At 61.5% G+C, this 14,139-nt stretch carries 13 protein-coding genes; 8 read left to right on the top strand and 5 right to left on the bottom strand.

Annotation, left to right across the window (positions count from 1 at the left end):
* Positions 1-141: 141 nt before the first annotated feature.
* A complete protein-coding gene (locus PLD_RS07205; RefSeq protein ID WP_159891221.1) occupies positions 142-2,091 on the top strand; it encodes an LTA synthase family protein in 1,950 nt (649 codons plus the stop codon).
* 140 nt (positions 2,092-2,231) lie between these two features.
* On the opposite strand, the gene groL is transcribed toward PLD_RS07205, so the two are convergent.
* The 4 genes from groL to PLD_RS07185 all read right to left on the bottom strand — a co-directional run bounded on the left by groL (position 2,232) and on the right by PLD_RS07185 (position 5,745).
* Positions 2,232-3,875: a chaperonin GroEL gene (groL, locus tag PLD_RS07200; protein ID WP_159891219.1), complete on the bottom strand. Its 1,644-nt coding sequence runs from the start codon at positions 3,873-3,875 to the stop codon at positions 2,232-2,234.
* Between the two features lie 49 nt (positions 3,876-3,924).
* Complete coding sequence (locus tag PLD_RS07195; RefSeq protein ID WP_011063093.1) at positions 3,925-4,218, bottom strand: co-chaperone GroES; 294 nt, start codon at positions 4,216-4,218, stop codon at positions 3,925-3,927.
* Positions 4,219-4,470: 252 nt separating this feature from the next.
* Complete coding sequence (locus PLD_RS07190; protein ID WP_159891217.1) at positions 4,471-4,947, bottom strand: FxsA family protein; 477 nt, start codon at positions 4,945-4,947, stop codon at positions 4,471-4,473.
* A gap of 66 nt (positions 4,948-5,013) precedes the next feature.
* The gene (locus tag PLD_RS07185) at positions 5,014-5,745 is read right to left on the bottom strand and encodes a HugZ family protein (RefSeq protein ID WP_159891215.1); all 732 of its coding nucleotides are present in this window, start codon (positions 5,743-5,745) and stop codon (positions 5,014-5,016) included.
* 164 nt (positions 5,746-5,909) lie between these two features.
* Here PLD_RS07185 and PLD_RS07180 point away from each other — a divergent pair, with 164 nt between their 5' ends.
* Positions 5,910-6,668: an SDR family oxidoreductase gene (locus tag PLD_RS07180; protein ID WP_159891213.1), complete on the top strand. Its 759-nt coding sequence runs from the start codon at positions 5,910-5,912 to the stop codon at positions 6,666-6,668.
* Positions 6,669-6,739: 71 nt separating this feature from the next.
* On the opposite strand, the gene apbC is transcribed toward PLD_RS07180, so the two are convergent.
* Entirely contained in the window at positions 6,740-7,834 is a 1,095-nt protein-coding gene (gene apbC, locus PLD_RS07175) for an iron-sulfur cluster carrier protein ApbC (RefSeq protein ID WP_159891211.1), read from the bottom strand.
* 162 nt (positions 7,835-7,996) lie between these two features.
* Here apbC and metG point away from each other — a divergent pair, with 162 nt between their 5' ends.
* The 6 genes from metG to PLD_RS07145 all read left to right on the top strand — a co-directional run bounded on the left by metG (position 7,997) and on the right by PLD_RS07145 (position 14,138).
* Positions 7,997-10,048: a methionine--tRNA ligase gene (gene metG / locus PLD_RS07170; protein ID WP_159891209.1), complete on the top strand. Its 2,052-nt coding sequence runs from the start codon at positions 7,997-7,999 to the stop codon at positions 10,046-10,048.
* A 130-nt stretch (positions 10,049-10,178) separates the two neighbouring features.
* Positions 10,179-10,760, top strand: a complete 582-nt coding sequence (locus tag PLD_RS07165; protein WP_159891207.1) for an Rnf-Nqr domain containing protein — start codon at positions 10,179-10,181, stop codon at positions 10,758-10,760.
* Positions 10,757-11,962: an electron transport complex subunit RsxB gene (gene rsxB / locus PLD_RS07160; protein ID WP_159891205.1), complete on the top strand. Its 1,206-nt coding sequence runs from the start codon at positions 10,757-10,759 to the stop codon at positions 11,960-11,962. The genes PLD_RS07165 and rsxB overlap by 4 nt, the downstream gene beginning before the upstream one ends.
* Complete coding sequence (locus tag PLD_RS07155; protein ID WP_159891203.1) at positions 11,949-12,941, top strand: RnfABCDGE type electron transport complex subunit D; 993 nt, start codon at positions 11,949-11,951, stop codon at positions 12,939-12,941. The genes rsxB and PLD_RS07155 overlap by 14 nt, the downstream gene beginning before the upstream one ends.
* Entirely contained in the window at positions 12,938-13,549 is a 612-nt protein-coding gene (locus PLD_RS07150) for an RnfABCDGE type electron transport complex subunit G (protein ID WP_159891201.1), read from the top strand. The genes PLD_RS07155 and PLD_RS07150 overlap by 4 nt, the downstream gene beginning before the upstream one ends.
* A complete protein-coding gene (locus PLD_RS07145; RefSeq protein WP_159891200.1) occupies positions 13,542-14,138 on the top strand; it encodes an Rnf-Nqr domain containing protein in 597 nt (198 codons plus the stop codon). The genes PLD_RS07150 and PLD_RS07145 overlap by 8 nt, the downstream gene beginning before the upstream one ends.
* Position 14,139: the final 1 nt, after the last annotated feature.

The raw sequence follows: 14,139 nt of genomic DNA, 5'->3' as shown, positions 1-14,139 counted from the left end.
GCCGCCAGCCTTGTCGGACGGCGCCTGGATGACATTTCCCAAGTGGCGGGGCTTAACAATATTTTCACTACAGGTTCACAAGCCGACTACAGGGACAACCTCAGACTGCGGACCGTTTGCCCCCCCAAGGAACACCCCCTGATGGACCTTCTCAAGACCGCTCCAGCGCGCTTTGTGCTGCTGTTGACCAGCACCTGGCTGGCGATTTTCCTTCTGACCCGTGGCATTTTGCTGCTCACCCACCTCGATGAAGCCGGTAGCGGCTGGCTCCCCCTGTTCGGTGTCGGGCTGCTCTATGACCTGGGTTTCCTGGCCTACGCCGCCCTGCCCCTGGGCCTCTGCCTGCTGCTTTGCCCTCCCGCCCTGTGGCGCCGACGCGGATACCGCTGGCTGTTGCAGGGCCTGTTCAGCCTGAGCCTGTTTGCCATGCTTTTCACCGCCGTGGCGGAATGGTTGTTCTGGGATGAGTTCGGCGTGCGTTTCAACTTCATCGCCGTCGACTACCTGGTGTATTCCGACGAGGTTTTGAACAACATCCTCGAGTCCTACCCGATCGGTTTACTCATGAGCCTGCTGGCCCTGGCGGCATTGATGCTCAGCCTGTTGTTGCGCAAGCCCGTACAAGCCGCCATGGATGCCCCGCTGCCCGCCCCGCGCGGCCGCCTGATGGGTGCCCTGGGATTGCTCCTGTTGGCTGGCGCCAGCTTGCAACTGCTGAGCCAGGACAGCCCTCGAGCCCAAGGCGGCAACGCCTATCAGAATGAGCTGGCGAGCAATGGTCCGTATCAATTCTTCGCCGCCTTTCGCAATAATGAACTGGACTACCAACAGTTCTATCGCAGCCTGCCCGCCGAGGTGGTGGCCCGCCAGATGCGCGCCGAGCTGAACGAGCCCAATGCCCACTTCATTGGCCAGGACCCGCTGGACATCCGCCGCGCTATCGACAACCCCGGGACCCCGCGTACACCCAATATCGTCCTGGTGACCATAGAAAGCTTCAGCGCCAAGTACATGGGCAGCAACGGCGACGACCGCAACCTGACGCCCAACCTGGATGCGTTGCGCGCACAGAGCCTGTACTTCAATAACTTCTACGCCACCGGCACCCGCACCGACCGCGGCCTGGAAGCCATCACCCTGGCGATCCCGCCAACGCCAGGACGCTCCATCGTCAAGCGCATTGGTCGCGAAAGCGGCTTCGCAAGCCTTGGCCAGCAGCTGCATGCCGTGGGCTACGACAGCGTGTTCGTCTATGGCGGACGCGGTTACTTCGACAACATGAATGCCTTCTTCAGCGGCAACGGCTACCGGGTGGTAGACCAAAGCAGCGTCGAAGAGTCCGAGATCCACTTCAAGAATGCCTGGGGCATGGCCGACGAAGACCTCTATGCCCAGACGCTGAAGCTGGCGGACGCCGACTACGCCCAACAGCGCCCGTTTTTGCTACAACTGATGACCACCTCCAACCACCGTCCGTACACCTATCCCAACGGCCGTATCGATATCAAATCCGGCAACGGGCGTGACGGCGCGGTGAAATATACCGACTACGCGATTGGCCAGTTCCTCAAGGCCGCGCGGCAGAAACCCTGGTTCGACAATACAATTTTTGTGTTCGTCGCCGATCACACGGCCGGTAGCGCGGGCAAGGAAGACCTGCCCATCCGCAACTATCAGATCCCGCTGTTCATCTATGCGCCCAAGCTGATCCCAGCACGTGAAAGTGCGCAACTGGCCAGTCAGATCGACCTGGCACCGACGTTGCTGGGGCTGTTGAACCTGGACTACGAGTCGACCTTCTTCGGTCGCAACCTGTTGCAGGACAACCCGCTGCCTCCCCGCGTGCTGCTGGGCAACTACCAGCACCTGGGGCTGTTCGATGGCCAGAACCTGGCGATTCTCAGTCCGCGCCAAGGTCTGCGTCGGCATGACCAGGCACTGGCCGCCAGTCGGGAATTCCGAGTGGATGATAGCGACCCATTGATTCAACGCGGCATCAGCTACTACCAAAGCGCCAGTTATGGCTTCAAGCAACAGCTGCTGAGCTGGAAAGCGCCCAAGGCCCAGGCCGTGGAGCTCAGCGTGCGCTAGGCCAATACCGGGCAAACGAGCTCGCCCAGGACCGAGCGCTTGCCCGCGAAGGTGCAAGCGCTCCAAGTGCATTTCTCCAGGCAGAAAAAAACCCGCCGGTTTTCACCGGCGGGTTTTTTAGTACAGGGGGTGAGGCTGGCTTACATCATGCCGCCCATGCCACCCATGCCGCCCATGTCTGGCATGCCGCCAGCTGCAGGCTTGTCTTCCACGATTTCGGCAACAGCGGCCTCGGTGGTCAGGATCAGACCGCCGATGGACGAAGCAGCTTGCAGCGCGGAACGGGTCACCTTGGTTGGGTCCAGGATGCCCATTTCGATCATGTCGCCGTATTCGCTGGTGGCAGCGTTGTAACCGAAGTTACCAGCACCCTGCTTGACCTTGTCCACGACTACGCTTGGCTCGTCACCGGAGTTGGCAACGATCTGACGCAGTGGCGCTTCGATAGCGCGACGCAGAACAGCGATACCCACGTCCTGATCGGCGTTGTCGCCTTTCAGATCGTTGATGCCTTGCAGAGCACGGATCAGGGCCACGCCACCGCCAGGAACCACGCCTTCTTCAACGGCTGCACGGGTCGCGTGCAGGGCGTCTTCAACGCGGGCTTTCTTCTCTTTCATTTCAACTTCGGAACCCGCGCCAACCTTGATCACTGCAACGCCGCCGGACAGCTTGGCCAGGCGCTCTTGCAGTTTTTCACGGTCGTAGTCGGACGAAGTGTCGGCGACTTGTTGACGGATCTGGGTCACACGAGCCTGGATGTCCGCTTCAACGCCAGCACCGTCGATGATGGTGGTGTTTTCTTTGGACAGGATCACGCGCTTGGCGTTACCCAGGTGCTCCAGGGTGGTGCTTTCCAGGCTCAGGCCGATCTCTTCGGAGATCACGGTACCGCCGGTCAGAACGGCGATGTCCTGCAGCATGGCCTTGCGACGGTCGCCGAAGCCTGGTGCCTTGACGGCAGCGACTTTGACGATGCCACGCATGTTGTTCACAACCAGCGTCGCCAGGGCTTCGCCTTCAACGTCTTCAGCCACGATCAGCAGTGGACGGCCGGCTTTGGCAACGGCTTCCAGCACAGGCAGCATTTCGCGGATGTTGGAGATCTTCTTGTCCACCAGCAGGATCAGCGGGCCGTCGAGCTCGGCGACCATGGTGTCCGGCTTGTTGATGAAGTAAGGGGACAGGTAGCCGCGGTCGAATTGCATGCCTTCTACGACAGACAGTTCGTTTTCCAGGCCCGAGCCTTCTTCAACGGTGATCACGCCTTCTTTACCGACTTTTTCCATGGCTTCGGCAATGATGTCGCCGATGGAGCTGTCGGAGTTGGCGGAGATGGTGCCGACCTGAGCGATAGCGCGCGAATCAGCGCAAGGCTTGGACAGACCTTTCAGCTCTTTGACGATGGCGATGGTGGCCTTGTCGATACCGCGTTTGAGGTCCATCGGGTTCATGCCGGCAGCGACGGCTTTCAGGCCTTCGTTGACGATCGACTGAGCCAGAACGGTAGCGGTGGTGGTGCCGTCGCCAGCGTCATCGTTAGCGCGGGAGGCAACGTCTTTGACCAGCTGCGCGCCCATGTTTTCGAAGCGATCTTTGAGCTCGATTTCTTTGGCTACGGAAACGCCGTCCTTGGTGATGGTCGGAGCGCCGAAGCTCTTCTCGATGATCACGTTACGGCCTTTCGGGCCCAGGGTCGCTTTTACTGCATCAGCCAGGACGTTGACGCCGGTGAGCATTTTCTTGCGGGCGGAATCGCCGAATTTAACTTCTTTAGCAGCCATGATCGATATTCCTTAAATACTGTGTAGTAGCGGGAAAATACGTGGGAAATCAGCCTTCGATAACAGCGAGAATCTCGTTCTCGGCCATTACCAGCAGATCTTCGCCATCGACTTTCACGGTGTTGCTGCCGGAGTACGGGCCAAACACCACTTTGTCACCCACTTTCACGGCCAGCGCACGTACTTCACCGTTGTCCAGCACACGGCCGGTACCTACCGCGACGATTTCGCCACGGTTAGGTTTTTCAGCAGCCGAACCAGGCAGAACGATACCGCCGGCAGTTTTCGATTCTTCTTCGCTGCGACGGATGACGACGCGGTCATGCAGAGGACGAAGCTTCATTGTCGATCTCTCCTAATTGTGGTTTTCAACGGCCGGTGTCGATACCGGCGGGTTAACAAATCCGGCTTTGCCGGGTGCGACTCGACCAGCGAGCCGCGGAAGTCTGTCTGGTGTCAGCACCAGAAACCTTGCGGTGACCGTTACATAAGGGCGCACAAGGTTATTACAAGGGCTGGGTGATGATTTTTTTTACATCGCCTGCACTTAAATCAAACACGGCACCCGAAGGTGCCGTGAAGCTGTGCCCGATACTTATGGATCGCGGTGTTCGAACTCACCTTCAATCACGTTGGGCTCGCGGCCCACCGGCTGCTGCGGCGCCGGGCCACCACGAGCGGCGCGCATATCATCGGCAAAGGCACGTTGGCGCTGCGCCTGCTGCTCGGCACGTTGACGCATTTTGTTGGCCAGCAGGCGACGGCTGATCGGCAGCAGCATCAGCAGGCCGAACGCATCACTGATAAAGCCCGGCAGGATCAACAGACCGCCGCCCAGTGCCAGCATCAGCCCTTCGAGCATTTGCTGGGCCGGCAACTCGCCGCGATTGAGACTTTCACGAGCACGCAGTGCCGTGGCCAGACCGGCCACGCGCAACACCAGCACTCCGAGCATCGACCCGAGAATGATCAGCAGCAGGGCCGGGAAAAACCCGATGGCCGCACTGACCCTGACGAAGACGAACAACTCAAGCACCGGGAACAGCAAAAAGAGCAACAGAAAAGGGCGCATCAAATGGTTTCCTCTGCGGAAGAATGCCTTCCAGTAGACCGTAAATGACGTCGCCCATTCGTGAATTCAAGCATCGGCGGGTGGATTTTTCGGCCACTGATCAGCGTGAGCCAGAAAAACCAGGGCTTCGCGTACTTGTGTCGGCGTGTTGCATGGGCCTGGAAATGCCAGCCAGTACAGCGCCTGGCCAATGCGCAAGTGCATGCCTTCGGGATCGATCCCGGCCATTTTCGCCGGCTCACCGTTGGGTAGCCCGGTCAGTTCGACGTAATGAGCAATGGCCTTGGCATGGTCGCTGTTCATGTGCTCCACCATGCTCAATTCGGCCTTGCCGGCGAAAGGATTGGCCAGGGTCAGTTGATCGATCCAGTGGATGGCCCCAAAACCACCGATGTACCGATGACGTACCGGCTTGAGCACCCAGAAATCAAAATCATGGGCTTTATGGTAGTTCTGCGATTCGGGAAAGTAGCGGTAGTAGCGCTCAGCCGCGACCTCGATTACGGCTTCGCCGTTGAGTTTCTCCGCCTCTGCCAGGTAAGTCAGGCGCCCCACCGCCTGCACGTCATCGGCATCGCGCTCGCCGACCAACAGCGAGCATTTGGCATCTTTGTGCAAATTGTGGGTGTGCTGAGCGATGCGGCTGATGAGAATCAGCGGCCGTCCCTCAGCGTCCAAGCAGTAAGGCACCACCGAGCCGAAGGGAAAGCCCGGCATGGCTTTGGAGTGCGTCGACAACACGCCGCGATATTCCTTGAGCAGCAATTCTCGTGCATTCTTGGCAGCATCAACGCTCACTTTATGACTCCTCCTGTAGAATCCGTCGAAAACGGACGGGCGCCTGGTGCATTGTTCCAGCTACGCCGACGGGCAATTCTCATCTGCAGCCAGACCAGATCCGGCAGCCGGCCGAGGTTTCCCCAAAAGGACCACCCCTCAAGACCTGCTAGCGAGACATGCGAATGCAACTCACTGACAAAGTAATCATTATCACCGGCGGTTGCCAAGGTCTGGGCCGCTCCATGGCCGAGTATTTCGCCACCAAAGGTGCCAGGCTGGCCCTGGTGGATCTGAACCAGGACAAGCTCGACCAGGCTGTCGCCGCCTGCAAGGCCCATGGCGTCGAGGCCCGTGCCTATGTGTGCAATGTGGCTAATGAAGAGCAAGTCAACCACATGGCGGCCCAGGTCGCCGAGGACTTTGGCGCCATCCACGGCCTGATCAACAACGCCGGGATCCTGCGCGACGGCCTCCTGCTCAAGGTCAAGGACGGCGAAATGACCAAGATGAGCCTGGCCCAGTGGCAGGCGGTGATCGATGTCAACCTGACCGGTGTGTTCCTGTGCACCCGGGAGGTGGCGGCAAAGATGGTCGAGCTGAACAACAGCGGCGCGATCATCAACATCTCGTCGATTTCCCGCGCCGGCAACATCGGCCAGACCAACTACTCGGCAGCCAAGGCCGGCGTGGCAGCAGCCACCGTGACCTGGGCCAAGGAACTGGCGCGTTATGGCATCCGCGTTGCGGGCATCGCACCGGGGTTCATCGAGACCGAAATGACCCTGGGCATGAAACCCGAAGCGCTGGACAAAATGACCGCCGGCATCCCCCTCAAGCGCATGGGCAAGCCAGAAGAAATCGCCCATTCAGCGGCCTATATCTTCGAGAACGACTACTACACCGGCCGTGTCCTGGAAATGGACGGCGGCTTGCGCATCTAAAGCTCAAGCCCATAAAAAACCGATGCGCGAGCATCGGTTTTCTTATCCTGCGGGCAGGGCGCTGACGACTGTCAGTCGTCGCTGACGGTGATGTTGGGCATCGCCGGAGCGGCAGCTTCCTGCAGCACAATGCGCGCGCCCACGTGCCGCGCCAGTTCCTGGTAGACCATGGCGATCTGGCTGTCGGGTTCGGCAATCACCGTCGGCTTGCCGCCGTCGGCCTGCTCGCGGATCAGCATCGACAACGGCAGCGAGGCCAGCAATTCGACGGCGTACTGGCTGGCCAGCTTCTCGCCACCACCTTCGCCGAACAGATGCTCGGCATGGCCGCAGTTAGAGCAGATGTGCACCGCCATGTTCTCCACCACCCCCAGCACCGGGATGTTGACCTTGCGGAACATCTCCACGCCCTTGCGTGCATCCAGCAGCGCCAGATCCTGGGGCGTGGTGACAATCAGCGCGCCGGCCACCGGGACTTTCTGCGCCAGGGTCAGCTGGATATCGCCAGTGCCTGGCGGCATGTCGATCACCAGATAGTCGAGGTTGCCCCAGTCGGTCTGGGTCACCAGTTGCAGCAGGGCACCGGAGACCATCGGACCGCGCCACACCATCGGCGTGTTGTCATCGGTCAGAAAGGCCATCGACATGACCTCGACCCCGTGGGACTCGATGGGCACGAACCATTTCTGGTCCTTGATCTTCGGCCGAGTGCCTTCGGCGATGCCGAACATGATGCCCTGGCTCGGGCCGTAGATATCGGCGTCGAGAATCCCCACCTTGGCGCCTTCCCGGGCCAGGGCCAGGGCCAGGTTGGCGGCGGTGGTGGACTTGCCCACGCCGCCCTTGCCGGACGCCACCGCCACCACGTTCTTGACGTTGGCCAGGCCCGGGATCTGCGCCTGGGCCTTGTGCGCAGCAATGACGCAGTTGATCTCGACCTTGGCCGAACTCACACCCTCCAGGCCCTCGATGGCCAGTTGCAGCATCTGCGCCCAGCCGCTCTTGAACAGACCGGCGGCATAGCCCAGTTCCATCTGGACCAGGACCCGGTCGCCCTGAACCTCGACGGCGCGTACACAGCCGGCGCTGACCGGGTCCTGGTTCAGATAAGGGTCGGTGTATTGGCGAAGGACGGTTTCCACCGCTGCGCGATTGACGGCGCTCATGGGCAACTCCGATAACAAGACTGGAAAATCAGCCGGCTATCCTACGCCGGCGACTCCTTCGTGGCGAGGGAGCGTGCTGCGCGCAATCGGTGCCGAAAGATGAAAAATCCGCGCCAGCGCTTTATAGTGGCCGACCTCCGTTTCATCAAGTAGCCGAGCCCCATGTCCGAGCCACGCAAGATCCTCGTCACCAGCGCCCTGCCCTATGCCAATGGTTCCATCCACCTTGGCCACATGCTTGAGTACATCCAGACCGACATGTGGGTGCGCTTTCAGAAGCATCGCGGCAACCAATGCATCTATGTCTGCGCCGACGACGCACACGGCTCGGCCATCATGTTGCGCGCGGAAAAAGAAGGCATCACCCCGGAACAGCTGATCGCCAACGTCCAGGCCGAACACAGTGCCGACTTTGCCGACTTCCTGGTGGACTTCGACAACTTCCACTCGACCCACGCCGAAGAGAACCGCGAGCTGTCGAGCCAGATCTACCTCAAGCTGCGCGACGCCGGGCACATCGCCACGCGCTCCATCACCCAGTATTTCGACCCGGAAAAGAAAATGTTCCTGGCCGACCGCTTCATCAAGGGCACCTGCCCGAAATGCGGCACTGAGGACCAGTACGGCGACAACTGCGAAAAATGCGGCGCCACTTACGCGCCAACCGATCTGAAGGATCCGAAGTCGGCAATCTCCGGCGCCACTCCGGTGCTCAAGGATTCCCAGCACTTCTTCTTCAAGCTGCCGGACTTCCAGCAGATGCTGCAAACCTGGACCCGCAGCGGCACCCTGCAAGACGCTGTGGCCAACAAGATCGCCGAGTGGCTGGACGCCGGCCTGCAGCAGTGGGACATCTCCCGCGATGCGCCGTACTTCGGCTTCGAGATCCCGGACGAGCCCGGTAAGTACTTCTACGTGTGGCTGGACGCGCCGATCGGCTACATGGCCAGCTTCAAGAACCTCTGCGCGCGCCGTTCGGAACTGGACTTCGATGCGTTCTGGGGCAAGGACTCCAGCGCGGAGCTGTACCACTTCATCGGCAAGGACATCGTCAATTTCCACGCCCTGTTCTGGCCCGCCATGCTCGACGGCGCCGGCTACCGCAAGCCGAGCGGCATCAACGTCCACGGCTACCTGACGGTCAATGGCCAGAAGATGTCCAAGTCCCGGGGCACCTTCATCAAGGCCCGCACCTACCTGGAGCACCTGTCGCCGGAATACCTGCGCTACTACTACGCCTCCAAGCTGGGGCGTGGCGTCGACGACTTGGACCTGAACCTCGAAGACTTCGTGCAGAAGGTCAACTCCGACCTGGTGGGCAAGGTGGTGAACATCGCCAGCCGTTGCGCCGGTTTCATCCACAAAGGCAATGCCGGCGTGATGGTGAACAGTAACGCCGCCCCCGAGCTGACCGAAGCCTTCCTGGCTGCCGCGCCAAGCATCGCCGACGCCTATGAAGCCCGCGACTTCGCCCGTGCCATGCGCGAGATCATGGCCCTGGCCGACCGCGCCAACGCCTGGATCGCCGATAAGGCGCCGTGGTCGCTGAACAAGCAGGAAGGCAAGCAGGATGAAGTCCAGGCCATCTGTGCCACCGGCATCAACCTGTTCCGCCAACTGGTGATTTTCCTCAAGCCGGTGCTGCCATTGCTGGCTGCGGACGCCGAAGCCTTTCTCAACGTTGCGCCGCTGACCTGGAACGATCACCAACAACGGCTGGTCAACCATCAGCTCAACGCATTCAAGCCGCTGATGACGCGGATCGACCCAGTAAAAGTGCAAGCCATGACCGACGCCTCGAAAGAAGACCTGACCGCCAGCCAGACCGACACCGGTGCAGCCACGCCAGCCGGCAACGGCGAACTGGCCAAGGACCCGCTGTCGCCGGAAATCGACTTCGACACCTTCGCCGCCGTCGACCTACGGGTGGCGCTGATCCTCAAGGCAGAACACGTGGAAGGCGCGGACAAGCTGCTGCGTCTGACCCTGGACATCGGTGATGAACAGCGCAACGTGTTCTCCGGGATCAAGAGTGCCTACCCGGACCCGTCCAAGCTCGATGGTCGCCTGACCATGATGATCGCCAACCTCAAACCGCGAAAAATGAAATTCGGCATCTCCGAAGGCATGGTGATGGCCGCCGGCCCTGGTGGTGAAGAGATCTACCTGTTAAGCCCCGACAGCGGTGCCAAGCCTGGCCAGCGGATCAAGTAAAACGTCACGCTGGACCCCATCCCCCCGTTGCGCCCAGGCGCAACGGGGGGATTTGCATATCTGGCGAGCCCTGCGCCCGCGCGGGAGTTTGCCTACTCTTGAGGGACTGCCTGCTCGCACCGGCCTCACCATGACCCACTTCCTGCTTGCCATTATCAGCACCACCCTGATCAACAACTTCGTGTTGCAGTGGCCCTTGGCCGTCGATCCGCTGCTCCAGGCCACGGTCACGCCCGAGCGACAGCGAATCCACGCACTGGGCCTGGCCACAACAGCGTTGGTGCTGCTCAGCTGCGTGCTGGGGCAACTTCTCTATCGTGGTCTGCTGGTGCCATTGGGCCTGGAGTCGCTGCAGTTATTCCTGTGGCTGCCCTTGAGCGCACTGCTGATCAAGCCCGTGCTGAGCCTGCTGTCGCGGGCCTTGCCCAAACTGCCGTTCGATGGCCTGCGGCTCTTGCTGCTGGGCAACGCCAGTGCCCTCGGTTTACTGTTGATTTCTACTCGGGAGAGCCTCGATCTGGCGACCTTGAGCGCCATGAGCCTGGGGGCAGGACTGGGTTTCTGGCTGGTCCTGAGCCTGTTCAGTGATCTGCGCCAACGTATTTCCACTAACGATATTCCGGCGCCCTGGCGCGGCCTGCCGCTCGACTTGATCAGCGCCGGCCTGCTGGCGGTGGCGTTTTTCGGCTTCAACGGACTGCTCAACACATGAGTCTGATTCAACGCATCGATGCCCTCCTGCCCCAAACCCAATGCGGCAAGTGCGGCCATCCGGGATGTCGGCCCTATGCCCAAGGCATAGCCAACGGCGAGGCCATCAACAAATGCCCGCCCGGCGGCCAGGAAACCATTGCCGCCCTGGCACAACTGCTCACCCTGCCAGTGCTGGAACTGGATCACGGTCGTGGCCACGCTCCCGCCCAGGTGGCGTACATCCGCGAGGCCGAATGCATCGGCTGCACCAAGTGCATCCAGGCCTGTCCGGTGGACGCCATTGTCGGTGCGGCTAAATTGATGCACACCGTACTCATTGCTGAGTGCACCGGCTGTGACCTGTGCGTGGCGCCCTGCCCGGTGGACTGCATCGACATGCTGGCGCTGCCGCAGGCCGCTGGGGTGCCGATTGTCGGCGGGTTGGCCCACAGCACCGAGCAACTGCAAGCCCGCAGCCGCAAGCGCGATCAGGCACGACGCCGCTTCGAACAGCGCAATGCGCGGCTGCAACGCGAAGAAGTCCGCCGCCAGGCCGAACGCCAAGCACGCGCGCAAACAACAGCACAAATCGCTGAGAACAGCCTGAATCCGGTCCAGGCCGCCATTGAGCGAGTCCGCGCACAAAAAGCCGCAGCCGCCGACGCCGCGCTGAAAAAAGCCAAGATCGAACTGGCCATGAGCCGCGCCCAGTTGAACAAGTCACTCAAAGCCTTCGGCCATCCCCCGACCTTCGAGCAGCAGTCGCAATTGGTCGTCTTGCAGCGGCAGTTCGACGCCGCCGAACAGGCACTGGCGCAGTTGGAGGTCCAAGCCCCGCCCGCCCCGGCGCCAGTGACCAAGGATGCCGACCTCAAGCGGGCGAAGATCCAATTGGCAATGCGCCGCGCCGAATTGAAAAAAGCCCAGGCGGCAGAAGCTTCGCCGCCGGAGTTGGCGGCCCTGGCTGCCGCGCTGGCCACCGCCGAACAGGCTTTACACGCCGCCGAAGCCGCCAGCGAGCAGCCGGCGCCAGTGCTCACGCGCACACAAAAACGGCCGATTGATCCACACCTGCGGCAGTTGAAAACCGAACTGGCTTACGCCCGCGCCGACCTGAGCAAACTCCAGCGCCAGGCCAACAGCAACGCCGATCAACTGGCCCAGGCCAAGGCGCGCGTGGCTGAAGCCGAGCGTCTGGTAAACAGCCATGTCCCTTCCTGAGGCCGTCGACTCGCGCCTGCGCCAAGCCATGCAGCGAGTGCTGCTGGCCACGCTGCCCGGTCTGTTGATGCTTATGTGGCTGTACGGTTGGGGCCTGTTGCTCAACCTGCTGCTGGCGATCAGCGCTGCGTTGGCCATGGAGGCCCTGGTGCTGCGCCTTCGCCGACGTCCCGTGCAACCGTCCCTCAGCGACGGCAGTGCGCTGGTCAGCGCTACCCTACTGGCTCTGGCGCTACCTCCCTATTGCCCCTGGTGGCTGCCACTGAGTGCCGCGGCCAGCGCCATTTTCTTCGGTAAACAGCTGTTTGGCGGGGTCGGACAGAACCCCTTCAATCCAGCCATGTTGGGGTACGCCCTGGCCTTGCTGTGTTTCCCACAGTCGATGACGCACTGGCCCGCGCCGCACGCATTGGACCTACTGGGCGGTCTGCAACAGGTCCTCGGCCTGGATGGCACCCCGCGACCGGACGCCTGGGCCCACGCCACCGCGCTGGACAGCCTGCGGATCAACCAAAGCCTGACCATCGAGGAACTCTTTGCCGGCAACCTCGCCTTCGGCCACTTCGGCGGGCGAGGCGTCGAATGGGTCAACCTGGGGTTTCTCGCCGGCGGGCTGTTTCTACTGCAGCAACGGGTCATCAGTTGGCAGGCACCGGTGGGCATGCTGGGAGCGCTAGTGTTCATCAGCCTGCTGTGCTGGAACGGCACAGGCTCCGACTCCCATGGTTCACCGCTGTTTCACCTACTCAGCGGCGCTAGCATGTTAGGGGCGTTCTTTATCGTCACCGAACCGGTGTCTGGCCCCAAAACAGCCAAAGCCCGGCTGCTGTTCGGCATCGGCGTCGGCCTGTTGACCTACCTGATCCGGACCTGGGGCGGCTATCCCGACGGCGTCGCCTTCGCCGTGCTGTTGATGAACCTGGCGGTCCCGGCCCTGGAACGGGTTAGTGTGGCTAAACATGAGGTGCGCCGATCATGAAAGGAATGCGCAGCCTGCTTATACTGCTGGCGCTTGGGGCCTTGGGAATCGGTGCAACCCTTTTACTGCAGCACGCCAGCGCCCCACGTATCGACGCCGAACAGCGCGCGCTACAGGCACGTAAACTGCTGGATGTGCTGCCGTCGGAGCGCTACGACAACCAGCCCCTGGATCACCCGCTGCCACTGACCAACGTGCAACTGAGTAATAGCCGCCTGCTGGATGGTTACCTGGCCATGCGTAATGGCCAGCCCAGCGCCTTGCTGTTGCGTAGCCAGGTCACCGGATATGCCGGCCCTATCGAACTGCTGATCGCAATCGACAACCAGGGACGCCTGCTAGGCAGTAAAACCCTCAGACAAGACGAAACCCCGGGACTGGGAGCGCGCATCGCCGAGCGGCCCAGTGCCTGGCTGCAAGGCTTTACGGGCAAATCCCGCGACCTACCGCAAGACAGTGCCTGGGCCTTGAAGAAAGACAACGGTCAGTTCGATCAAATCGCTGGCGCCACCATCACTTCACGCGCGGTAATCAGCGCCCTGCACGACGCCTTGCGTTACTTCGATGAGCATCGCACGCAGTTACTCAGCGGAGCCGCTCATGAATAAGCCGCTGGCTTGGCCGGGCCTGTTGATGTTGCCCCCTTTGATCGGGGTGACGAGCTCCTGGGTCACCGCCATCGGCTTGGCCCTGGCTGGCTGGCTGATGGTCGGCACCTTTGGCGGCGGCATGGGGTTGCTGCGACCAAGGCTTGAGGCTGGTGGCCAATGGCTAGCCAGCTTGCTGCTCAGCGCCAGCCTCGGCAGTTGCCTGTGGCTGGCGCTGCAAGCCTGGAGTTATGAGCTGCACCAACAACTGAGCCTGTACCTGGGCCTGCTGCCCCTGCAATGCGTGATCCTGGAACAGGCGGGCTGGTTCCAGCAGCGTGCCCGGTGGCGTGTGTTGGCGGGGTTCTGTGGCACCCTGATCGTGCTTGGCGCATTGCGTGAACTGCTTGGCACCGGCGCCCTGGGCAGCCACCTGGGCTGGCTCGCCGGAGTGCCTGATGACAGCAGTGGCTGGGTGCTGCTACCACAGGGTGGATTACGCCTGCTGACGCTGGCCCCCGGCGGCTTTATTCTGCTGGGCCTGCTATTGGCCGCGAAGCGGGCCTGGGCCAGCACTTCGACAATTAACCGACCGTCTTCGAGGAAATGAC

The sequence above is a fragment of the Pseudomonas sp. LD120 genome, assembly GCF_009861525.1.
In the GTDB taxonomy this organism is placed as follows: domain Bacteria; phylum Pseudomonadota; class Gammaproteobacteria; order Pseudomonadales; family Pseudomonadaceae; genus Aquipseudomonas.
Note: the sequence above shows the minus strand (reverse complement) of the source record. Positions and strands in the feature narration are given on the sequence as shown.

What these genes read in the sequence shown, in the direction of transcription:
- PLD_RS07205 (WP_159891221.1), top strand. Translation starts at nt 142, where the DNA reads ATGGACCTTCTCAAGACCGCTCCAGCGCGCTTTGTGCTGCTGTTGACC.
- groL (WP_159891219.1), bottom strand. Translation starts at nt 3,875, where the DNA reads ATGGCTGCTAAAGAAGTTAAATTCGGCGATTCCGCCCGCAAGAAAATG.
- PLD_RS07195 (WP_011063093.1), bottom strand. Translation starts at nt 4,218, where the DNA reads ATGAAGCTTCGTCCTCTGCATGACCGCGTCGTCATCCGTCGCAGCGAA.
- PLD_RS07190 (WP_159891217.1), bottom strand. Translation starts at nt 4,947, where the DNA reads ATGCGCCCTTTTCTGTTGCTCTTTTTGCTGTTCCCGGTGCTTGAGTTG.
- PLD_RS07180 (WP_159891213.1), top strand. Translation starts at nt 5,910, where the DNA reads ATGCAACTCACTGACAAAGTAATCATTATCACCGGCGGTTGCCAAGGT.
- apbC (WP_159891211.1), bottom strand. Translation starts at nt 7,834, where the DNA reads ATGAGCGCCGTCAATCGCGCAGCGGTGGAAACCGTCCTTCGCCAATAC.
- metG (WP_159891209.1), top strand. Translation starts at nt 7,997, where the DNA reads ATGTCCGAGCCACGCAAGATCCTCGTCACCAGCGCCCTGCCCTATGCC.
- PLD_RS07165 (WP_159891207.1), top strand. Translation starts at nt 10,179, where the DNA reads ATGACCCACTTCCTGCTTGCCATTATCAGCACCACCCTGATCAACAAC.
- rsxB (WP_159891205.1), top strand. Translation starts at nt 10,757, where the DNA reads ATGAGTCTGATTCAACGCATCGATGCCCTCCTGCCCCAAACCCAATGC.
- PLD_RS07155 (WP_159891203.1), top strand. Translation starts at nt 11,949, where the DNA reads ATGTCCCTTCCTGAGGCCGTCGACTCGCGCCTGCGCCAAGCCATGCAG.
- PLD_RS07150 (WP_159891201.1), top strand. Translation starts at nt 12,938, where the DNA reads ATGAAAGGAATGCGCAGCCTGCTTATACTGCTGGCGCTTGGGGCCTTG.
- PLD_RS07145 (WP_159891200.1), top strand. Translation starts at nt 13,542, where the DNA reads ATGAATAAGCCGCTGGCTTGGCCGGGCCTGTTGATGTTGCCCCCTTTG.